Source organism: Clostridiales bacterium (genome assembly GCA_015243575.1).
In the GTDB taxonomy this organism is placed as follows: domain Bacteria; phylum Bacillota; class Clostridia; order Peptostreptococcales; family Anaerovoracaceae; genus Anoxybacterium; species Anoxybacterium hadale.
In genome coordinates, this window is record CP042469.1 from 2829353 (window position 1) to 2850465 (window position 21113).

The following is a 21113-nucleotide window of genomic DNA, read 5'->3' on the forward strand; positions in this document are numbered from 1 at the left end:
TATTCTTTTCCTCCCGAAGGAGCCACCAATTCATAAAAATTCCGGTAAGTATCATCCAGCCGCCTACAAATAACGAAAAAATAATTTCTCCCATAAAGCTTACCTCCTAAAACTAGCAGCCTGGCCCATGCCTCAGAAACCCTCGAATATGTGCCTGCGCTGCTTCTATTTGGCAATAACAGATAAAGTTTTCAGGTTGAATGTAAGGTTAAAGAGATATCCCTATCTTTTTCTTAAACAGTTCCACACTTGGTATTTTGATATCCAGCAGTTCTGCAATCTTAATCTTTGCTGCCATGCCGCTGCTTGCCCGGGGTCTCAGTACGACAGTGCCAATGTCCAGAGATTCCCTGATCTCTTTCATCTTCGCACTATCGGAAAGATCAAATACTGAACAGCCCAGCTTGCCTGCCACATATTCCTTCGCGGCATGAATCTTCATACCTTTCATGACCATTCTGGCAACCATGTCACCTGCAGTTCGGATTCCGCCCATTCCCGCAGCCATTTCATGCATGATGGCCATGCCGTAGGTATCACCGTGGCCTATCTACAATCCGTCTGCTTTTCCGATTTCCAGCATGGCTTTTGATGCCCTGGTTGAACAGTCTGTGGGAGAGGTAGTGGTCAGCGGAATTCCTCCAACCCCCATACCCACATTGGGAAGGACCGGTATGGAGGCGACTCTGGTTGCCTCCTGAACATGTGTGAGTGACCGAGCAAGATTCCATGCAAAGGATTTGCTGCTGTTGGTATTCACCACTGGGCCATAGCTATGTACACCTGCCGCAGCTACGGTTTTCACCTGCTTGGCTGGATACTGACCAGCGAGCCGTTCACCCTCAAATTTCAGTTTTCCATGCATACCAAGGGTGAATTCATTTGCCATCCCCATGGTAATGCTCAGATCCGGGTATTTCTCCGATAGAATTTTTGAAGCCTGCAAAGCTGCCAGAAGGTCTGCATCCCCGCTTGCTCCTGCTGTATCAAACTGAATCCCGCAAGCGCCCGACTCTGCCAGAACCGACCCAATATAGACCATGTCATTGGTGCAAAGCTCTGCTGCCTTCTCCTGAGCATCCATGGCCTCCAAGACCTTGCCCTGGGGCAGGAGTTCTGACCAGTTGTCAACTGGGCCGTCTGGTTTCGTATAAAGCCCCATATTGGGCATGGCTCCGTAAAAGATTGGCATAATACAGTTCATCTGCGCTCGTTCCATGGCCATAGCTTCTTCGTAGACGATATTTTTCAGCTGCTTGTAGCTGTAGTCCGTATTGCATAGTTCCATGGTATCTGAGCAAAGAGCTCTCTCGTGGATCAAGAGCGCTGTGGTACTGTCAATGGGAAGTCCGGATCGCACAGCCATCTTCAGCGTACCTGCATCAAAGGTTGTAATTCCTTCACAACCTCTCTCCACGCTTACATTCTTTTCTGGCATGGTGAGAATTTCAATGAGGTAATCGACATCACCACCGGACATGGGCTGAGCTTTTCCTTTGTTTACTGCATCCTCAATGCCTGCAAGAACCTCTTCGGTGATCTGTGTTTTCGACATCCATATTCCTTCTCCGTCTCCCATTCTGGTGAAGTAGTTGTCTTTCAAATGGTTCACACTCCTCTCATCCTCTATCAGCTGTTACCTTCCGTCTAAGAATTGTTTCGCTCTGACACAACATTCGGAAGCATCTTCCGTATAAGCATCCGCACCGATTCTATCAGCCCACCGCTGTGTAACTGGCGCACCGCCAACCATGGTTTTAAACCGCTCCTTTAGTCCTCTTTCCTTTAGTTTGTCTTCCAATTCCTGCTGATAGATCATCGTCGTTGTAAGGAGCGCTCCTGTACCAATGATGTCGACTTCGTATTCCATAGCTTTCTCTATGATCGTATCCGACTTGACCTCTCTGCCCAGATCAAAGACTTCAATTCCTGAGGTCTTTAGCAATGCGCAGCAGATCCCCTTGCCGATATCGTGTACATCTCCTTCTACGGTGGCCATGATCATTCTTCCTTTTTTCTCCATTTGTTTGCCGCTTTGTTTCATCTCCTCTTCAATCCTGCCGGTGACCGCCTTCATGACCTCTGTCGCAAAAATCAGCTCAGGAAGAAAAAGTTCTCCCCTTCCAAACCGCTCTCCAAGCTCTGTAATTCCTGCAGTAAATCCATCTTTCAGCAGCTCCAGCGAATCCATGCCCATTTCGGCCCCCTGGTCCAGTGCCTTCAAAGCCATGTCCTGATCGGCTTCGAGAATCGAATCAAATGCCATCTTGATAATTTCCTGTTTATCCATTACAAACTTCCTTTCTACACAATATCCGGAATCCTGATCTGTCGCAGCGCCGGCAGCCCAGACAGATCGGATTCAAGGTCTGCCAAACAAGCTGATTCGTTGGCAGGCTTCCCCAAATAAATGAGTACAAAAGAATCAATAGCAATAACCGTGCCACCAACCGCGGTTTTTTGAATATTATAAAAACTCCTTGAAATTGTAGTATTTTTAACAATTCAAGTCTTCATCAGCTGCTCGTTAGCATCGCAATGCACAAGCTAAAACAATAAAAAAACAATGAAAAAAATCATTGCTGTGATGAATTTTTTCATTGTTAGTGATATAAGATCATACGCATTTATGTTTGTGAAGCAGCTTGACAACGGTGGATTGATCTACACAAAGAACCTCTGCCACCTTATAAGTCGAACGATACTGCTGGTATGCAGAGCTAACCAGTTGCTTTTCAAGCTCCCACTTTGCCTCTTTTAGAGGGCGGAGACTTTCCGCCGGAACAAGAGAAGCAGAAGAAGTGTATGTGAAGCTACCAGAAACTTGACTATTTTCCCGAAGTACATTGATGATCGCATCCTTTCCGATTACATTTTCTTCGGTCATAACAAACAGTCTCTCTATTACATTTTCCAGTTCTCTGACATTTCCTGGCCAGCTATATTGGGTCAAAATCGGCAGATGCCCTCCCTCTAATTTTTTATAGCACCGATACCGTGAATTGCATCTGGATAAAAAATATTTAGCAAGAACACCAATGTCTCCGCTTCTATCCCTGAGCGGAGGAACCGTAATAGGTATTACGTTAAGCCGATAGTACAAATCCTTCCGAAAGTTCCCTTCTTCAGACATCTTCTTTAAATCTCGATTTGTAGCAGCAATCACCCTTGTGTTTACACTTAGGCGCTGGGTGCCTCCCACCCGTGTAAAGGTTCCATCCTGAATAAAATCCAAAAGCTTCACTTGAAGCTGAAGCGGAAGTTCGCCGATTTCATCTAAAAACAAGGTGCCCATATGTGCCATTTCTACCTTGCCCTTTTTTCCGCTGGTGCTAGCGCCAGTAAACGCTCCTTTATCATATCCGAACAATTCCGATTCAATAAGCGGCTCCGGTATAGTAGCGCAATTAATCTTTATGTATGGTCCATTGATCCTGCTGCCGAAGCGGTGAAGCGACTTGGCTACAAGTTCCTTGCCCACTCCTGTTTCGCCCTGTATCAGTACAGAGACATCCAAGGGCGCCACACGAATCAGAGTATCCTTCAGCTCATTCATGATGGGATCACCTGATATAAAGCCCTCCGCCTCAAACATGGATTCTCGTAGGTTATGGATTTCTGCTTTTGTTTTTTCTATTTCAACAGCCTGTTTTTCTACCGTATGCAGCAGCTCGTTTACTGCATCTACATCCTTTGAGGTACTGATGATCATCACGATCTCATCCTGCTCTTTATCAAAGATTGGCACGCTGGTGGCAAGAACAGTTCTGCCGTCCTTCAATTTCTGAAGCAGATTTACCGTTCTTTTTTGGCGAATTACCTCCATAGTGCTGCTGACGGAAAAATAACCCTCCTGCTCCAGTTGCTCCGCAGTTCTTCCAACGATTTGATCCACCGGCAAGCCGATCATCTTAACCGAAGCCGGATTTACAAACAAAATCTTTCCTGATCCGTCTGCAACGAAGATTTCTTCTCCCAAATATTCAACCATGACCTTGTAAAACTCACTGTCATATCCAGCCGATACCATCCGCTTGAGTTCCTTGCGCTTTAATACGTCCATGTTCCGCCTCTCTTTCTTTCTCGAGTCAGCTTAGTCCATTTCGGTCAGGGTCTGTCCCATTTTTTCCTTCTGCTCGGGCCCTTGGTGATTCCGCAGGTCGGACTTTCACCGACTTGTAAGTGATCAGCTTTGCCGGACACACTCGTATTAGAAAAAAAACGATGAGGCATAACCCCATCGTTGTCTGAAAACCCTTTCTGGTCAATATTTTAACATTGAATATTTTTTGATGCAATAAGAAATGTCCATTTGTCGCAATATTTGTAATTTTCAGTAATTTTGTCGATTATTTCCCGTCAAACATGACAGGAAGGCCCTTGATCCGCGGATCTTCAATCCTGCTCATAAGATCCCGGCAATGATTGTTGAGAAATGCGTCGTTACCGAAGATCAAACCCTGCCGCTTGAGCTCATCTCTCACTTTCATGCAGACCGATTCAATGAGATCCGCCTTTGTGGTTGTATTCTGCGGAATATCCGGCATTGCAGCCAGCTGTTCCAGCATAGGCTTAATTTCTTTCAGATGCTCCAGTTTGTCCATACCGCGGAACATCCATTTATAAAACGGCATATAACTTCCGTTCAGCAGATATACTGCTGAAATGGTATTCTTGATAAATTCCCCGCAGGATAGATATGCCGCTGCCGTTTCTCCCCGTTTCATACATCGTTCATAATTATATTGCCCCGCTTGTGACATCATGGCAATTCTTGCAGCCAGCTTCTTCAAAAGAGTATCCTGGGGATAGAAATTTAAAAGTCCGCTGCGAATTCTGCTGAACTCCCCCCAATGATCCACGAAGACCTTTCCGTTGGTGACGGTTGCCAGACTGGTTTCCGGCATAAAGAGCCACTCCACCGGATCCTTCGGAATATCTCCAGCACCAATATATTTTTTATAGTAATCATTGATACTGAAGACGCCTAATCTTCCGCCCCCCTCGGCAGTGGTCACACGGGATTGGTTCCGATATGTCTTCGGTAAACGGTTGTAAGCCTCCTGAATTTCTGCCCCCACAGCTCTATAAATATCATCGGGCAGCCAAATACAAAACCCGGGACCGAAATCGTGGCTTTCAGAAAATTCATCATCAAAACCAAAGCATTCGGAGCCTTCACCCACCAGGCCGACAGCCATGTATTTTTCGTACTGAAAAAATTGCTCTCTTATCATTGCCCTTCCGATCTCATCGAAATAGGCTTCCGAGAGCCCTAATCCTGTCATGCGCATATTCAGGCTGTGATTTTGCTCCCTCAATCCAGAAACATCAGGTGATGCTTTTTTTTGCAGCAGCAAATTCCTGGCTTTTTCTAAATTCTTCTGCGATACCTCCGCATAAGAACTTTTTTTACCATAATTTTCGGTTATAATGTTCAGTGCCTTTTCAAAGAACGATACCGCATCAGCATACCGCTGCTGACGAAAACGCAAGTCCCCAAAGGCATTCAAGGTAGCTGCGTAATGCACGTTCGACTTCCCTGGTAGTGAGATAAAGATCCGCTCTGCTTCTTTCAACGCCTCTTCAGCCTTAGCTTCTTCTTGCAAATTCAGGTATCTCACCGCGAGGGTCGAATAGGTCGTTGCTAACTCAACCTCCTGCCCTGAAAGCGTCTTAACAGCGGCCAATGATTTTTCCGCACAATGAAGCGCCTGATCCGCCTTCCCGAGCAAATCGTATACATGACTCAGGTTATTATACAAAGCTGCCATCCGGTAGTCTTGCGCCAGACCCTTTTTTGTAAAAATCTCTGCTGCCTGCTCGTAGAGGTCCAACGCCTTTGAGGCTTGCTTTCCTTCAGAATGAACACTGGCCAGATTCATCAGAGTTGTCCCATGCTGTTCTGTACCCTCCAGCTTGAGAAGACGTATTGTCTCCAGTGCTACATGATAAACCTTCTGTGCCTCCTCCAGCCGTCCGGTAACGCGAAAAACACCGCCCAGTTCGTTTGCAAGGGAAATGAGTGCCGGAAGATCATTCTCCTTCTGCACCTGCTCCATGGTTCTGATGATATAGTTCTCCGCTTCTTGGATACTTCCACTACGGAATAGCTCATCCAGCTTGTTGTAAAAATATTCCGATTTCATCTTGAAATCCGCCTTTTATTCTCCCATTTTTGCTTCTGCATCATCAAGGGATGCATAACCATACATTTTAACCATTTTATCCTTAACCAGAAAGGCAAAGTTTGCTCCGCTCTCCTTGCAGCCCCGGATATAATCGACGAAGTGTCTCAGGGTGTACTTCGAATAGGTTCTTAGTTCTCCCTTGGTATATGTCTCGGCAGAAGTTGCCGCCGAATTGTCCCTTGCGGCTTCAATTGGTCTGCCCTTTTTTCCAATCTTGGGGTATCTTGCTGCAAATTCTTTATCACAACCTACCAGATATGCTGCGATTTCATCGATAAGACGTCTTGTTTCCTCATCGATCGCAGGCAGATAGGGCTGTAGTCTGGTATTGAAATATTCCGGATCGGTGTACTCCATCATATAAGCATACTTCTCCGTAATTAAATTCCGCTCCGCATTCATTGCTTCTTCCAGATCTCTAACGTAACTTAGAATCATGCTGTTGCTCCAGGCGTTATAATAGGAGTATCTCATAATGTGGAAGGTGTGCCAGTCCTCCTGGCATTGAACCTTGCCATCGGTGCTTCCGACTCTCTGAAACATATCCCACTCAACTCTTAGCAATCGCTCAATAATAAAGTTCCGTTTTTCAGGTTTCATTGTATCATACATCAAAGGAACCTCCTTTTCTCGATATCTTTTACCGTGCTTCCGCTGCTTTGATTTTAGTCATTATTCGCTTTATTTCGGATTGATAGCGGCCTTAAATATATTGTTTGAATGTATGGCTGCCTGTAACATATTACTTTGGATTTAACTGTATGATAGCACATTTCCTTTTCAATTCAACGGAATTGAAAAATTGCTAGTTTTAGTACAATGAAAACTGGAGGGAATACAAGAAATGAAGAAATGAATTTTTATGCAAAATAATGTATATTATGTATTGAGCTTTGCATGAAAATCTGTTATGATATACGGAAATACTTTTGTGCGATAGGAAAGGAAACAGTATGATTATCAGAAAGGCTAGATTGTCCGACTCGGAGGCAATACATAAATTAGTGTATCATTATGCAAAGAAAGGTTTAATGTTAGCGCGCTCCAGAAGCGCCATTTATGAGGATATTAGAAATTACTCCGTGATGGAGGAGGATGGCGAAGTAGTGGGAATCGGTGCCCTTTCCATCCTTTGGGTTGATCTCGCTGAGGTAAGAACACTTGCTGTCAAGGAGAGCTTTTCGGGACAAGGAGTCGGGAAAAAGCTGGTACAGCATTTTTTAGAGGAAGCAAAAGAGCTGGGGATACAAAAAGTATTTACGCTTACGTATCAGACCGCATTCTTCGAAAAATGCGGTTTCAAAGAGATCAGCAAGGAAGGAATGCCTCATAAGATCTGGAAGGATTGCTTGAACTGTCCAAAGTTCCCCAATTGCGATGAGGTGTTGATGGAAATGGAAATTAAATAAAAACGAAAATCCTTGCTAAATTTGGTCATAAAAAAGTACACCTCCAAATGGTAGATTTCATCCAACATTTGGGGTGCACTTCTAGGCCGCCTTTTAGAAGGTCTTTATTACTGTTCCTCGAAGGTCTTCTTTTATTTGAGATACTCAACGCTGACCTTAGAGACGGTTAAATCCCGCTCTTTCAGCGGCTGGGTTGTTGCTCCAAGAGCAATGGCTGAGGCCGGAATAAAATCAGCTGGGATTTTCATATCTTGTTTCAGATCCGAGTCTCCACCAAGTGCCATGATGGATCCCATGAGATATACACTTCCAAGCCCCAGATCTGTAGCTGCAAGTGCCATATTTTCGATCATACAAGCCGCATTGCAAAATCCAACCATTCTCCTGTCAATTCCTGTATCCTTGGCAGACGCTATGATTACCGTCGGAGCTCCATATAATGGATGCATATCGGGATTCCCGTAAAATTTGGCTCCTGCCTCATCCAGTTTTTCAAGCAGATCCTTTTTCTGTACGACAGTAAGCATCATATCCTCAAATTTGCCCATGCCTACCGGAGACGCATTTGCCGCCTCCAAAACAGTCTTGAGCTCTGATTCAGTCAGCTGCTCCCCCGTGTATTCCCTGCACGATTGTCTCATCGCAATGGTCTTCATTGTTTCCATGAATCTTCCTCCTTCTTTTCATTAACACCCGATCCATTGATCAGGATCGAGCTTTCCATCTTATTTTACGGTTTTCATTACGGGCATATCACACCGATGAAGGACACCCTTGGATAGCCAAAAGCATCCCATTCCTGCTGCCAGCTCCCACAATGCGAGAACCGCCATCCCCAGCAAAACACCCATACCTCCAACCATGGTTCCAATCACAATTGCCGCAGCCAAACCTGGCAGCATAATCAAGACCACAGCAATCATATAGATCAAAATCATCAGACCGCCGCTGATATCCGCTCCGGTCCACCGCAGAGATAAATAATTGATTCCCAGCAGCAGAAATGAGAACAGGACATAAACCGCAGCGGATGCCAGAGTCATAAGGAACGACGCCCTTAGAATCAATCCTGCCGCAAGAAAAATCACAATACTTTCAGCCAATACTTTAAAAGCGATTTCAAAATTGCTCCACAGAATCTTTCGGAAGGAGCTCTCAGGAATCAGATAAATGTAATGCATGTAAAGCTCTTTCAGCCCGCGCCCGGTACCGATTAAGAAAATCTGCAGCCACATCAGCGTCTGAAGAAGTACTAATATCCCGTTGCCTCCGGCTTTTCGAAGAAACAACGACATTAGAATTACACCGGACACTGTGAGGATGGAGGACATTCCCCAAAACCCAAGAGTGCCTGCCCGAAATGATTCTCTCCAATGCTTATAAAAGATTGTGTTTGCACCAAGTCCCCCAATGCCCATTCCGACGATTTTTACCTTTTTCCCGGAAATCGCTTCTGTATTGATTTGACCTTCAGACAGCCCCCGTTTTTTCTCAAAGGTTGTCTCCGTTGCAACCAGGACGTCTTCATAATAATCTGGATTGCTGAGAGCAATGTAGAGAATCAGGAATGCCCCGGTGATTATAATGAGCCCGAAAAACATCAGCCCAGCACCAGTATTCCCCGAAATGATCGAAACAACTCCCTCTGCCGCCCATCCCACCACAGGCGTCCAGGATGCAACCGGTGCCTTTAACGTATTTTCAGCCGCCAAGAGGGGATCTCCTGTTCTGACCAGCGCTGACACCAGAGAAACTGCCAGCGGCAAAAATACAATCGCAGTCAAAATGCGGACTTTACGTTTCCGCTTAGGTTTCCCGTTAGCCAGGCTGTAAATTAAGAGCGAAATAATTTGAAGCAGGCTGACGGCAAGTACAAAAGCAAACAGCACAAGAAATACTGCCCAGAAACCGACCCCAAAATTTGAACTGAGTGAGTTGCTCTGAAATAAGATAAAAAAACCGGCTAACAGTGCCATTTTCGCCATTCGCAGGATTCCATACATCAAGATCTTACGGGAACTGACAGGCGATACAAACAGCAGGTTCACATCATTCATATCAAAGATGACATCACCGTTTGAAAGTCCCTTCTGCACTGCGATCACTGCAAAAATAAGCAGCAGCAGCATCAAAGCCCCCTTGAGCCACACAAGATCTGCGTAAGCTCCCCCACTCTTCTGGGTATACATCGTCAAAACGAATAGACCTATCATTAACCCAACCAAAACGAGCCAGAGAATGAGTTTTGCCGGCTTTCTCATCAGTTCTAGGAAAGTGTTTTTTCCACTTCTCACCAAAAGAAAAATCAGGCTGTTCACAGTACCGCCTCCTTCTCTTTTCCTTCGGTGATGGAGAAGTAGACGTCAGCTAGACTCTGGTCTGCGCCGATATCCTCGCGCCTGCAGACACGCTCTATCCGGCCTTTTACCATAATGTAAGTCACATCCCAGTTTTCTTCCATGCTTTCGATCATATGGGTACTGACAAGGAGTGCACATCCGCTGGCTCGAAGTTCAGAGATTACCCCTTTCAATTCCCTGATTCCGTGAGGATCCAGGCCGACAAGGGGCTCGTCAAAGATAACAGCTTGAGGCTGAGGAAGCAGCGCACAGCAAACACTTACTTTTTGTTGCATTCCCTTGGAAAGTTCCTTACCCAGCTTTTTCTTTTTATCATCAAGCTCGAACCTGGCAAGCAGTTCCTCGGCTCTTTTTTCCCATTGGTCGAGCCTGTACGCCTTTGCAATAAACTCCAGATGCTCTGTGACAGTCAGAATCGGATAGAGCACAGGAAATTCCGGAACATACCCCAAAAGGCGCTTTGCTTCCACTGTATGGTTCTCATGGCCTCCAATTTTAATATCTCCTTGAAAACGCAGCAGCCCGCAAACAGACTTGATCAGCGTTGATTTCCCCGCTCCGTTGGGCCCCAGGAGTATGGCCAGCTCCCCCTTTTCCACAGACAGTGTAAGCCTGTCGTTGGCCTTAAATTTGCCGTATTTTTTCGTCATCTCAAGTACATCAATCATAAATCCCCCGATTCCCTTCTGAATTTTTATACGCTCCTCTTTCAAAGGAGGGTGTCTTCCTTACATAGTATGCCCGGCTCATGCAGTTACGATTTCACATATTATACACCATTTAAGATGAAAATTCCATATCATGGCAGCACCCATAGCAAGAGGATCTATCCACCATCCATTTCACTGTACCAGTGAAGATAACCTGGAAAACACTTTAAGAATGTTGAACTTTCGGAACTTCCATGCTACACTCGTCTCATAGATAAAAGAAGACGGCACATCTTTCTTATTCGAATCATATCGGCAGGCTTAAAAAGGAGCTTTTCATGAACAGAAGACCCACATTGGATCAATGGATTCGTAATAAAATTAATGGTTCAAAACCCTTCGGCTTGAGGGAACTTGCTGCTTATCAGCTGAACATGATCAATCAGACACTGGAGCATGCCTGCAGAAACAGCCTTCATTACCGCACCCGAATTGGTAATCGCCAGCTGTCATCACTGACTCAAATGAACGAACTGCCATTTACAATACCGGGTGATCTGCAGGCTGATCCCTACAGCATGCTTTGTGTCCACCCCAACGAGATCGCACGAATCGTGACTTTAAATACCAGCGGGAGCACCGGCCCGTCAAAACGAGTCTTTTTTACAGAAGAGGATCTCGAACTTTGCCGGGATTTTTTCCACTATGGAATGCAGTGCCTTGTGAGTGAAGCAGACACAGTCGGCATTCTCTTCCCTCACGAAACGCCCGCATCGGTAGGCGACCAGCTGATCAAAGGTTTAGCGCGTTTTGGTTGCGCTGCAGTGCCCCTCTATTCGCTGTCTCTTGAAGACATCGTGTTAAAGATCGAAAAACATAGGATCACTTCCCTTGCCGGAATGCCGGGGCAAGTGTCCCTTCTTGCAGAAAAATTTCCCCAGTGCTCTTCTGTGAAAACCGTACTGCTCAGCGCAGATTTTGTCTCGGACAAGGTAAGGGAAACCATTGCAAAAGCGTGGGGTTCAGAAGTATTTGAACATTACGGCATGACAGAAATGGGCCTGGGCTGCGGGGTAAGCTGCGAGCATCAGCAGGGATACCATGTACGGGAAGCTGACCTCTATCTGGAGATCATCGACCCAATATCAGGACAACCATTGCCTGACGGTGAATGGGGCGAAATCGTATTTACCTCCCTCACCAGAGTCGGCATGCCCTTTATCCGATACCGCACCGGGGACATCAGCCGCTGGAAAAACGAGCAGTGCCCTTGCGGGAGCACCCTAAGGCTTCTGGACTATATCAAGGACAGAAATGTAATAAAGCGGCTGCCCCTCCGCTATGAAGGTTGAAAATAAAAAATGCCAGAGATAATTCTGGCATTTTGATCTTCCATCTATTATTTTATATTATTTGCCCAGAGCTTCCTCGTCAGCAACGACGATCAGACGCGGATGCATCTGGAGCACCGATCCCGGAACTTCAGGAGTTACTGGTCCATAGAGAACCTTTTGAAGGATATCTGCTTTCTTTGCCCCGCTGGCACAAAGTACAATGGCTTTTGCCTGCATGATTGCTTTGATTCCCATGGTAATGGCCCTCTTTGGCACATCTTCTCTTGTGGCAAAATACCGGGAATTCGCCTCAATGGTTCCCTCTTTGAGGTTGATGCAGTGGGTCATCTGTTCAAAGGCCTCATCCGGTTCATTGAAACCGATATGTCCGTTTTCTCCAATCCCCAGCAGCTGCATGTCAATCCCGCCCAGCTTTTCAATCAGTCTGTCATATCTGGCACATTCCTCATCTATGTTATCCGCCATACCGTTTGGAAGATGGCAGTTTTTCTCTTTCACATTGATCTGGCTGAACAAATGATAGTTCATAAAATAACGGTAGCTCTGTTCATTGGTTCCGTCAAGGCCTACATACTCGTCCAAATTAATGGTTGAAACAGAAGAAAAATCGATGTCCCCCTTTCGATACCATTCCACAAGCTGCTCATAGATGCCCTCTGCTGTACCGCCAGTGGCAAGTCCTAATACACTGTTTTCCTTAAGGATGACTTGTGCCGATAAAAAATTCGCTGCCTTGCGGCTCATGTCCTTGTAATCTTTTGCTCTTATTAATTTCACTTTTTCTCCCCCGCTTATCGCTATTTTTATGATTAGATTAGACTTAATTGACGTCTAATACACTTCCCTTTGATGCTTCCTCCAGAATTTTTTCAATCCAACGTTCTACAAGCAGCAAGACACATCCTTTCATTGCATAATGGTTTTTTTCCATTGGAAGAGTAACACTGACATGATTCCCAATAGGAGCAGATCCCAGACGTTCACATTTTTTCATTGTAACAAACCGGATCAATTCAGCAAGAATTGGAATACTCGAATCGATTACGATCATGCCGGGATTCAAAATCCAGCAAATATTGTAAAGGAATTCTCCTGCGAGGCCTAATATGGGATCAATCTTCTTTTTTTCTATTGTCCCCATGGCCGGATACCGCTTCAGAGTCTCCTCCAGTTCATCTTGTCCGGAAGCACCCAGCTGTCTGCATAGACCTGAGATGGAAAGGATACTTTCATAAGTGCATTCTTCCCCCTCAAATGAAGTAATCCCTTGTCCTATTTCACCCGCAGCATAGGAGTCTCCCTGTATCAGCTCCCCTTTTCGAACATAGGCACTGCCCAGTCCGTCACCCAGATAGAAATAATACAGGCTGTCGGTGTGAGCAAGCCGGTATTCTATCCCAGCAGAGGCGCATACGTCGTGAATAATGGTTATATTTTCAATGCAAAAGGATTCTCTCAGCAGCTTTTTCAATCGAATGTTCTCAAGCCCCGGAATCAGATCACAATTTACGGCATCCTCCTGCTCGTAATATACACTGGGAACAGATACGCAAACGCCCAGCAAAGGCATAGCCATCTGCCTGGCAGCTTGGCCGATTTGAAACAGACACTCTCCCAAAGCAGTATGAAAATCAGACTCTCGTTCGACCCGAACCAGTCCTTCTGAAAGCGGCTTGGAGTGGATATCATAGATAAAGTACCCGATCTGGCTTATTTTGCACAGATTGATACAGCAAAAAAACCCCAAGTCCTGTGGGAATGTTAATTCCTTCGGTTTTCGTCCAATACTGCTTTCGGCTGTAGTTTCTGTGAGAACCCCCGCAGCCAGCAGCTTATCCACTATTTTGTTTACAGTTATAACACTAACCTTACTGTAAACAGTAAGTTCGCTGCGCTGTAGCCTTTGCTGATCAACCAGAGCTTTCAGGATATTATAACTGTTATTGTTTCTGATGGATCTGCTTGTCAAGTTATCTTTAATCATGGGTAAATCAAAACCCTCTTATTTTTTAATAGAATTAATTAATACAATTAAATAATACGTTTCGGAGCTCTGATTGTCAAGAACCAATCCGGTTGTCAGGACTTGACCAGCTGTTTGACAATGATTTCGAAACACTGCATATGCAAAATATCATCCATAACAAAATCGCCCTGCGAGCTGACAAAGGCAGGGCGATCTTGTATTGAGGGTCTGTCATCTGCTATGCAGAGAACATATTGGAAAGGACAGTTTGAATTGAGGAGAAATGTCCATTTTCCCTTTGAATTTCAATGATATCTGCTTTAATTGATCCAGTCATTTACCGCCAAAGAACTGCCGCGATTACGCTCTGTTGCAGATAAGATCAGTTCCTGATTCTGCGTAACAAACACACCAGCTCCATACCGGAAATGTACACCAAACGTACCAATTCCACCACCGTTACTGATCATATGAATCTGATCGAGCTCTTGACCGATGGTCCAGTTTTGCGTATTGATTTGATACAGATATGCATAATCAGCATAAGAAGCTCCTGAATTCTGAGACCATAGACCGATCAAGTAAACAGCATTCGTTCCTTCTTCCGTAACCAGACCAAATCCCTGAAAGTCTTTTGCAAAACCAAAGCTTCCCACTTCAGTAAACGACGCATTTTCAAGCCCTCCGGAAGCCGGAGCGCGGTAAACATGATAAACGCTGTTACTTTCATCCAGATGGGCTACTATCATCAGGTAGTACTCTATTCCTGCCGCTTCATAGGTAGTAATACCCAAGGCACCAGCTTTATGGTTCACAGCCAGATCAAAGGGTTCCACCCTGCGCAGTTCCTGTACCGGCAGCGAGCGAAGATCATAAAGCGAGATATGGGCCTGCGTATCTTGCTCTGTGGGAACGAGCAAATAATCTCCGATGCTCTGGATTCCTCCCGGATGGTTCCAATTGCTCAGATACGTTTTAAATCCGTACTGATCGCTGCCGTTTTTCTTACCAGCAACGATGTGAGCATAGGAAGCAGATGAAACACTATGGGTCAGAAGAGCATAACGATTGCCTTCCGCATTATCATACTGTGTATATCCTTGGACATGACAGGAAATCGAATCATAGTTACCGGTAAAGCCCTGTAGGTTTGTCAGACTGCCATTAACTGGAAGTCCCCGGAAGGCTGCTCTGACATCAGGTATTGGAACCGCACGGTCTTTTGCGGTACCCGGAACATACAGCGCTTCCAGAGAGATTGTGCTCACATCATTCCCTCCCCGTAAAAACGAGGCATAAACCGTACGGCCGCTGGTATCGGTACCAAACACAAGAACACGTTCGGGGCCGTCACTATCACGGGTGTGCTGGCCTTTTTTCTGTCCAAACCACCAATTATTGCTCACTCCTGATTTCCCCTGTGCAAAGGCGGCATCAGGAAAAGTAACTGTAATCCCTTGAGAATAACCAGGAGCGGTAATAGCAAGTCTCAGATCCCCGATAAATGCAAAATTAAGATCTCCGGCCGAGTGATCAAAGGTTGTACGATCTCCGTTCACACTGTTGTCATTGTAACCCGAAAGCCGTGTATTAAACCAGGACGCTACCGTTCCCGATCCGCTGCGGCCGACTTCAAAAGAAAATTTTCCATTGGACAAGGTATGTACCTTTCCGACATAGTTTTTCCCATTGGGATCTTGACCCGAGGTGATACTGAATTCCTTTACTGTAAAAGTTCCGCTTGTAATCTGAATCCCGTCGGAACCCTTAACCGTCACTTCATTGTTGTGATAGGACATCGCGACGCTTACCTCCCCCGCAGGCGCAGCTGCTTCCGACAAAGAAGCTTCTTCCAACGGAATGGCTTCTTCCAATGAAGCAGCATCTCCCAACGGAATGGCTTCTGCCAATGAAGTAGATTCTCCCGATGGAATGGCTGCTTCCAACGAAGCAGCAGCTGCCATGCCTCCCATGCTGAAAAATAACCCTGTTGCGAGTAAAATGCTAAAAAAACGTCTGGAATGGTTTTTCATTGCGTTCTTCCTCCTAATTTTATTGCGCTTAAGCCAGCGCCTTCTTCTTGGCCCGTGAATTTCTCCAGGCAAACAGCAGAACAGAGCCTAATGCAATGAGCAGAAATCCAAGGCTGATGGGTCGAGTGACGAAAATACTAAGGCTGCCATCAGATAGAATCAAAGCACGTCTGAAATTCATTTCTGCGAGAGGTCCAAGCACGATCCCCAGAAGAATCGGCACTAACTGGAAGTCCATTCTCCTAAGGAAATATGCCAAAATACCAACCACGATAATGATATAGACATCATACAGACTGTTGCTGGTGGAATAGGCACCGGCAATGCAGAAGGTCAGCACAATACACGCCAGAAGTTCGTAAGGAATCCGTGTTATGTGTGCATAGAATCTTGTGAAGACACTACCGATGAGATACATGAAAATATTGACTACGAAAAGTCCCAGCATGATGGCATATAGAATATTGCCTTGTTCCCGAAACAGCATAGGACCAGGCACCATGCCATGAATCATGAAAGCGCCCATAAGAATCGCGGTTGCTCCGTCACCGGGCACACCAAGGGTCAGCATGGGGATCATAGTTGAGCCGCAGGCACCATTATTTGCAGATTCGGAAGCAGCGACTCCCTCAATTTCACCTTCGCCGAAGGTCTCCGGGTGTTTCGAGGTAGTTTTAACCTGATTATATGCGATAAACGCAGCTAATCCGCCTCCGGTACCCGGCGTTGCACCAATGATTACTCCGGTGAGAGATCCAATTCCAATGGGCTTCCGGCATCGTTTGTATTCCTCTCGCGTGATTTTGCTTTTGGTAATACTGGATGCATCAACAATTTTTCTGTCTGTACGCGGGTTATACTGAGATTTCATCATAATCTCAGAGATCGCAAATAATCCAATCAATGCAATAATAAGATTGATGCCGCTCATAAGGTTGATCTTTCCAAAAACAAAGCGTGTTGTTCCGCTAATATTGTCCATTCCGATGGTCGATATAAAGATTCCGATACAGGCACCGATCAAACCCTTAAAGATACTTTTATTTGATACGCTTGCAATGACGGAAAGGCCGAATATTGCAAGGGCCAGGTACTCTGCCGGGCCGAAAAGCAATGTAATCTTTGCAATCTGAGGTGCAAGAAACAACAAGGAACCTGCACTGATCAGTCCGCCGATTGTCGAGGCAAACAGTGCCATAGAAAGTGCCTTGTATGCCTCACCTTTCTTGGCCATGGGATAGCCATCAAAAAGTGTAGCAGCATTTGCCGACGTTCCCGGTGTATTAATGAGGATTGCGGTAATCGAACCCCCATATGTACCCCCGCAGTAGATCGCAAGCAGCATCAGAATCGCCATGGTAGGATCCATTCCATAGGTTAACGGGATACAGAGAATAATTCCCAGATCTGATGTGAGCCCGGGAATTGCTCCAACAACAATGCCTAGGGCCAAACCCACTGGGATAATCAAGAAATTTTGCCACTGCAAAAGTGTCTCCAGACCAGCAAAAAATAAGTCCATTTTTCTCCCCCTTTCTTGTTTACGGCAATGAAACCCTAAGCAACATCTTGAATATGAAATACACGACTCCTACCATGGCAAGCGGGATTGCATAATAATACCACCTGCGGGCGCCGTAAAAAACTAGAATTGCAATGGTCAGCAGCATAGTGGAAATCAGAAATCCCACCCATGTAAGCGCTACGAGATAAGCCAAAAAGATAGCCGCGTATATGATGCTTTTGAGTTCCTTTTGAAAGTGTTCTGAACTCAGGGTTGTCCTTGTTATGACAACTTCTTTTTTTGGCGCTGTAAAGATGCCTTGCAGGAGCAAACAGAATGAGAATATTCCCATTCCTCCGATTACAATTTTGGGCACCGTCTGCGCGTTGATCGCAGAGGTTTCCATTGTATCGATCTGACTTGGGATCAGCAGCCACAGCACCACAGCTGCGACCAAGAAAACAGATCCCGACATAATTTCCGAATTGTATTTCAGTTTCATGCTATCACCTCGGTTTCACAGGTGCGGAAGAGAGGCCCCATCGGAAAACAGGCCCCCCCACCGCACAGTAAGCTTGATGTTATGTTATTTGAGGAGCGTGATATAGTCTTCCATCGCCTTGCTTTGTTCATCGATCTTTTGCAGAATTTCGTCCTCCGTGCCGTCCCATGCTTTCATTCCCATTTCGGACATAAACTTCTGGAACTCAGGATCCGCATAAACCTTCTGAAGAAACTCAGTCAAAACCTTTTTCTTTGCATCATCCACACTGGATCTTACTGCAAAATAGTCCATACCGATAAACTCCGCATCAATTCCCTGCTCCTTGAAGGAAGGAATCCTGCCGATTCCATCAACCTCTATGCCATCGGGAATAAAGGTCCCAAGGCAGGCGAGCTCTCCGCTCTTGACATAATCGCGATAGACGGGAGGGGATCCAATGGCAATATCCACATGTCCGCCAGCCAGAGCATTGATTGCATCCTGACCGCCGTCATAAGGTACCGCTTCTGCCGGCAGACCCAACCTCTTGAAGAGCACTGAGATCATCGTATAGCTATCGTTGCCCGGACCACCGGTGGTTGCATATTTTATGGTTTTTCCCGATGCTGCATACTCCTTGAGCTGATCCAGGGTTTCGATACCACTTTTGCCCGGGTTTGACAGAACAACGAACTCAACCTCACGCATACCGATAAGAGGCGTTATATCATCGATTGTATAATTGACGTTCTGAAAGCTTGGTGTCAGTGAAAATAACGGGCCGTTTGCCACGATCATGGAATAACCGTCGTCCGCAGCCTGAAGCGCAGCAGCCATTGCAATTGTTCCTGCGCCACCAGTTTTATTCTCCACGATAACAGGTACACCCAAGTATTTTTCACCATAGGATGCGATTTGGCGTGCAATGGTGTCCGGTCCGCCGCCGAGACTCCAAGGCATAATGATGGTAACCTGCTTTTCAGGGAAGCCGTCTGCAGGTTTTTCACTATCTTCCGGCGTTGAGCCATTTGCCGCAGGCTTTGCACCACAGGCAGTCACCGATATCAGCAGCGCTAATGCCAAAAGGACGGTGAAGAATCGTTTCATCGAGCTTTTCATTGTAATTCCTCCATTCTTATCAAAACAAATTTATCTGATAAATTCCGTGTGAATCCCACGGGAATCAATCACAAGCTTTATGGCGCGAGCGCCGTCCGGGTTTTGGAAATAAGGGGGATAGTCTCGTTCATCTGTAAAAAGTAGAGTTACATTGGGATGTAAACGCAGTAAGGTGTTATATACCTCTGGGTTCGCACTGTGATAGCGTCGATCAGAAGATGCCGTTGTAATGACATGGGTCAGCGGCATTTTAGAAAATACTTCCTCGCTAATGCTGTCCTTTTGACCATGGTGCGGCAATTTGAGAACGTTTACATTTTGGAGCGCTGAAAAGAATTCCGGAGACCATTTGTCAGGGCAATGGTCTGCTGACAGCAACAATGCGGTGTTTTCGGCACTAACCTTGAGAAGCAGACTGCTTTCGTTTGCAGTACGATCAAGATCAAGAAGCGCTTTTGTCGAGTCCTCCGCTGTCAATGCCTCTGTCAGCAGATTCTCAAAAGACTGCTTCGTTTCAAAGGATGGTGCAAGTACATCAAGTTCTATGCCTGATGACAGAAGGATACGATCCCCGTTCTGCAGGACTTTCACTGGAATTGCCTGATGTTTTGCCAACTCCAGAATACGAATTGTAGCAAGGAGGGCTGAAGTGAATAGATGAACGCTGGGCGGCACGGATCGAGCAGCAGCCAACGTCGTTCCTTTTAGAAACAAAGCTGGGTCATAAGGCAAGCGAATCTCACCCACAGAAACCTGATCGAAAATAGCCTCTAATCCACCGATATGATCCTCGTGAATATGAGACAGAATCATCAGATCAATCTTTGACAGCCCTGTTTGCTTTATGTACTCCGCCGCAGGGATACGAAACGGAAAGTCTTTAAACTCTCCTGTCAATGCACTGCCGCCGTCCAGCAGCAGTGTAAATCCATTCGATTCAACTAAAATAGCGTCTCCATAGCCTACATTGATAAATGTTACTTCCAATACACACCTCACCATAGTTCATTTTTCGCCAAACAAAAGATGCCAATCCACGTTTCTAAGTAGTCTGTCGAATCACCAGCTCCACTGGTGTTTGAATTACTTGCTTCGGAGGAGTCTCCCCTTCTATTTGAGCAATCAGCTGCTCTGCTGCAATGCAGCCCATGGCAGCCTTATCCACACGCACCGTGGTTAATTCCGGTTCTACCAAATGACTGATTTCACTATCATCAAAACCAATGATAGCAACATCCTGAGGAATCCGTAATCCTGCGCGCAGCGCCGCCTTTAAAGTTCCGACGGCAATTGTATCATTGGTACAGAAAATGGCCGTAGGGCGATCGGGTAAGGACAGCATCATTGACGCACATTGGGTAGCTTGCTCTGCTGTTGGTTCTATGGTCTGCACAAAACGAAGATCAATCGTCTGTCCGATCTCCCTCAGTGCATCACAATAGCCATTGTAACGGGAAGTGCATACATGAGGCGAGAACGCACCTGCGATGATCGCGATTTTGCGATGTCCCCGCTCGGTCAGATGCCGCATAGCAAGCAGCGCACCACCATACTGATCGGTCGTAACGCAGGTCAAATCATCCACATCAATTGCGTTATTCAGCACTACAACCGGCATATTCTGGCGTCTTAGATCCATTACCATCTGTGCATCAGATTGACCGGCAAGAATAATACCATCCATTTGCTTTTTCACGCAGGTCTGCCCGTTAGGCAAGCGTAAATCCCGGTCAGACGAGATAAAAAGGCTATAGCCTTTTCGAGCACAGGTCTGCAGTACACTTTCAAATATCGGCGAATAAAAGGGATTCAGCACCACAGGATACTGCTTTTCATAGATAACAAACCCAATATTATCCGTACGACCTCGAACCATTGCCCGCGCTATAGCATCAGGTGTGTAATTCAATGCACGTGCAGCTTCATATACTCTCTGGCGCGTTTTTTCCGCAACCTGATCCGGGCTGGCAAACGCACGGGAAACAGTCGCCTTGGAATATCCGCACAAATCTGCTACATCTAAAATTGTTGCAGCCATATCC

Annotated in this window: 19 protein-coding genes; 2 read left to right on the top strand and 17 right to left on the bottom strand. The window is 45.9% G+C overall.

From position 1 onward, the window contains the following. Window positions 1–208 precede the first annotated feature (208 nt). The 6 genes from FRZ06_12575 to FRZ06_12600 all read right to left on the bottom strand — a co-directional run bounded on the left by FRZ06_12575 (window position 209) and on the right by FRZ06_12600 (window position 6803). Window positions 209–526 carry a hypothetical protein gene (locus FRZ06_12575; GenBank protein QOX64111.1) on the bottom strand — a complete coding sequence of 106 codons (318 nt, stop codon included), beginning with the start codon at window positions 524–526 and terminating at the stop codon, window positions 209–211. 24 nt (window positions 527–550) lie between these two features. Beyond that, window positions 551–1612 carry a [dimethylamine--corrinoid protein] Co-methyltransferase gene (locus tag FRZ06_12580; protein QOX64112.1) on the bottom strand — a complete coding sequence of 354 codons (1062 nt, stop codon included), beginning with the start codon at window positions 1610–1612 and terminating at the stop codon, window positions 551–553. A gap of 24 nt (window positions 1613–1636) precedes the next feature. After that, complete coding sequence (locus FRZ06_12585) at window positions 1637–2290, bottom strand: dimethylamine corrinoid protein 3 (protein QOX64113.1); 654 nt, start codon at window positions 2288–2290, stop codon at window positions 1637–1639. Window positions 2291–2617: 327 nt separating this feature from the next. Beyond that, the gene (locus FRZ06_12590; protein ID QOX64114.1) at window positions 2618–4063 is read right to left on the bottom strand and encodes a PAS domain-containing protein; all 1446 of its coding nucleotides are present in this window, start codon (window positions 4061–4063) and stop codon (window positions 2618–2620) included. A gap of 286 nt (window positions 4064–4349) precedes the next feature. After that, complete coding sequence (locus FRZ06_12595) at window positions 4350–6149, bottom strand: DUF4037 domain-containing protein (protein QOX64115.1); 1800 nt, start codon at window positions 6147–6149, stop codon at window positions 4350–4352. 15 nt (window positions 6150–6164) lie between these two features. Then, window positions 6165–6803 (bottom strand): DUF4125 family protein, encoded by a 639-nt coding sequence (locus tag FRZ06_12600; protein ID QOX64116.1) that lies wholly within the window; start codon window positions 6801–6803, stop codon window positions 6165–6167. Between the two features lie 341 nt (window positions 6804–7144). Between FRZ06_12600 and FRZ06_12605 the strand changes: the two genes are divergently transcribed. Next, the gene (locus tag FRZ06_12605) at window positions 7145–7600 is read left to right on the top strand and encodes an N-acetyltransferase (protein QOX64117.1); all 456 of its coding nucleotides are present in this window, start codon (window positions 7145–7147) and stop codon (window positions 7598–7600) included. A gap of 131 nt (window positions 7601–7731) precedes the next feature. Here FRZ06_12605 and FRZ06_12610 read toward each other — a convergent pair whose 3' ends face one another. The 3 genes from FRZ06_12610 to FRZ06_12620 are packed head-to-tail and all read right to left on the bottom strand — an operon-like array spanning window position 7732 to window position 10628. After that, window positions 7732–8265 carry a nitroreductase gene (locus tag FRZ06_12610; protein ID QOX64118.1) on the bottom strand — a complete coding sequence of 178 codons (534 nt, stop codon included), beginning with the start codon at window positions 8263–8265 and terminating at the stop codon, window positions 7732–7734. 60 nt (window positions 8266–8325) lie between these two features. Continuing rightward, window positions 8326–9918: a hypothetical protein gene (locus tag FRZ06_12615; protein QOX64119.1), complete on the bottom strand. Its 1593-nt coding sequence runs from the start codon at window positions 9916–9918 to the stop codon at window positions 8326–8328. Then, window positions 9915–10628 carry an ABC transporter ATP-binding protein gene (locus FRZ06_12620; protein QOX65926.1) on the bottom strand — a complete coding sequence of 238 codons (714 nt, stop codon included), beginning with the start codon at window positions 10626–10628 and terminating at the stop codon, window positions 9915–9917. Before FRZ06_12620 ends, FRZ06_12615 begins: the two co-directional genes overlap by 4 nt. Window positions 10629–10948: 320 nt before the next feature. Between FRZ06_12620 and FRZ06_12625 the strand changes: the two genes are divergently transcribed. Further along, entirely contained in the window at window positions 10949–11962 is a 1014-nt protein-coding gene (locus FRZ06_12625) for a phenylacetate--CoA ligase (GenBank protein ID QOX64120.1), read from the top strand. 57 nt (window positions 11963–12019) lie between these two features. Here the strand turns inward: FRZ06_12625 and nagB are convergent, their stop codons facing one another. The 8 genes from nagB to FRZ06_12665 all read right to left on the bottom strand — a co-directional run bounded on the left by nagB (window position 12020) and on the right by FRZ06_12665 (window position 21109). Next, window positions 12020–12742, bottom strand: a complete 723-nt coding sequence (gene nagB / locus FRZ06_12630; GenBank protein ID QOX64121.1) for a glucosamine-6-phosphate deaminase — start codon at window positions 12740–12742, stop codon at window positions 12020–12022. A 43-nt stretch (window positions 12743–12785) separates the two neighbouring features. Then, a complete protein-coding gene (locus FRZ06_12635; GenBank protein ID QOX64122.1) occupies window positions 12786–13949 on the bottom strand; it encodes an ROK family protein in 1164 nt (387 codons plus the stop codon). 302 nt (window positions 13950–14251) lie between these two features. Next, the gene (locus FRZ06_12640) at window positions 14252–15964 is read right to left on the bottom strand and encodes a hypothetical protein (protein QOX64123.1); all 1713 of its coding nucleotides are present in this window, start codon (window positions 15962–15964) and stop codon (window positions 14252–14254) included. A 28-nt stretch (window positions 15965–15992) separates the two neighbouring features. Further along, on the bottom strand, window positions 15993–17486 hold the full coding sequence (locus FRZ06_12645) for a C4-dicarboxylate ABC transporter permease (GenBank protein ID QOX64124.1): 1494 nt from the start codon (window positions 17484–17486) through the stop codon (window positions 15993–15995). A gap of 19 nt (window positions 17487–17505) precedes the next feature. Then, complete coding sequence (locus FRZ06_12650; protein QOX64125.1) at window positions 17506–17970, bottom strand: tripartite tricarboxylate transporter TctB family protein; 465 nt, start codon at window positions 17968–17970, stop codon at window positions 17506–17508. A gap of 84 nt (window positions 17971–18054) precedes the next feature. Then, window positions 18055–19071 (bottom strand): tripartite tricarboxylate transporter substrate binding protein, encoded by a 1017-nt coding sequence (locus FRZ06_12655; GenBank protein QOX64126.1) that lies wholly within the window; start codon window positions 19069–19071, stop codon window positions 18055–18057. Window positions 19072–19101: 30 nt separating this feature from the next. After that, complete coding sequence (locus FRZ06_12660; protein ID QOX64127.1) at window positions 19102–20073, bottom strand: MBL fold metallo-hydrolase; 972 nt, start codon at window positions 20071–20073, stop codon at window positions 19102–19104. Between the two features lie 40 nt (window positions 20074–20113). Beyond that, window positions 20114–21109: a LacI family transcriptional regulator gene (locus FRZ06_12665; GenBank protein ID QOX64128.1), complete on the bottom strand. Its 996-nt coding sequence runs from the start codon at window positions 21107–21109 to the stop codon at window positions 20114–20116. Window positions 21110–21113: the final 4 nt, after the last annotated feature.

Bases quoted from the DNA above. Each gene is read 5' to 3' on its own strand.
- FRZ06_12575 (QOX64111.1), bottom strand. From the start codon at position 526: ATGGCCATCATGCATGAAATGGCTGCGGGAATGGGCGGAATCCGAACT.
- FRZ06_12585 (QOX64113.1), bottom strand. From the start codon at position 2,290: ATGGATAAACAGGAAATTATCAAGATGGCATTTGATTCGATTCTCGAA.
- FRZ06_12590 (QOX64114.1), bottom strand. From the start codon at position 4,063: ATGGACGTATTAAAGCGCAAGGAACTCAAGCGGATGGTATCGGCTGGA.
- FRZ06_12595 (QOX64115.1), bottom strand. From the start codon at position 6,149: ATGAAATCGGAATATTTTTACAACAAGCTGGATGAGCTATTCCGTAGT.
- FRZ06_12600 (QOX64116.1), bottom strand. From the start codon at position 6,803: ATGTATGATACAATGAAACCTGAAAAACGGAACTTTATTATTGAGCGA.
- FRZ06_12605 (QOX64117.1), top strand. From the start codon at position 7,145: ATGATTATCAGAAAGGCTAGATTGTCCGACTCGGAGGCAATACATAAA.
- FRZ06_12610 (QOX64118.1), bottom strand. From the start codon at position 8,265: ATGGAAACAATGAAGACCATTGCGATGAGACAATCGTGCAGGGAATAC.
- FRZ06_12620 (QOX65926.1), bottom strand. From the start codon at position 10,628: ATGATTGATGTACTTGAGATGACGAAAAAATACGGCAAATTTAAGGCC.
- FRZ06_12625 (QOX64120.1), top strand. From the start codon at position 10,949: ATGAACAGAAGACCCACATTGGATCAATGGATTCGTAATAAAATTAAT.
- FRZ06_12635 (QOX64122.1), bottom strand. From the start codon at position 13,949: ATGATTAAAGATAACTTGACAAGCAGATCCATCAGAAACAATAACAGT.
- FRZ06_12640 (QOX64123.1), bottom strand. From the start codon at position 15,964: ATGAAAAACCATTCCAGACGTTTTTTTAGCATTTTACTCGCAACAGGG.
- FRZ06_12645 (QOX64124.1), bottom strand. From the start codon at position 17,486: ATGGACTTATTTTTTGCTGGTCTGGAGACACTTTTGCAGTGGCAAAAT.
- FRZ06_12650 (QOX64125.1), bottom strand. From the start codon at position 17,970: ATGAAACTGAAATACAATTCGGAAATTATGTCGGGATCTGTTTTCTTG.
- FRZ06_12655 (QOX64126.1), bottom strand. From the start codon at position 19,071: ATGAAAAGCTCGATGAAACGATTCTTCACCGTCCTTTTGGCATTAGCG.
- FRZ06_12660 (QOX64127.1), bottom strand. From the start codon at position 20,073: ATGGTGAGGTGTGTATTGGAAGTAACATTTATCAATGTAGGCTATGGA.
- FRZ06_12665 (QOX64128.1), bottom strand. From the start codon at position 21,109: ATGGCTGCAACAATTTTAGATGTAGCAGATTTGTGCGGATATTCCAAG.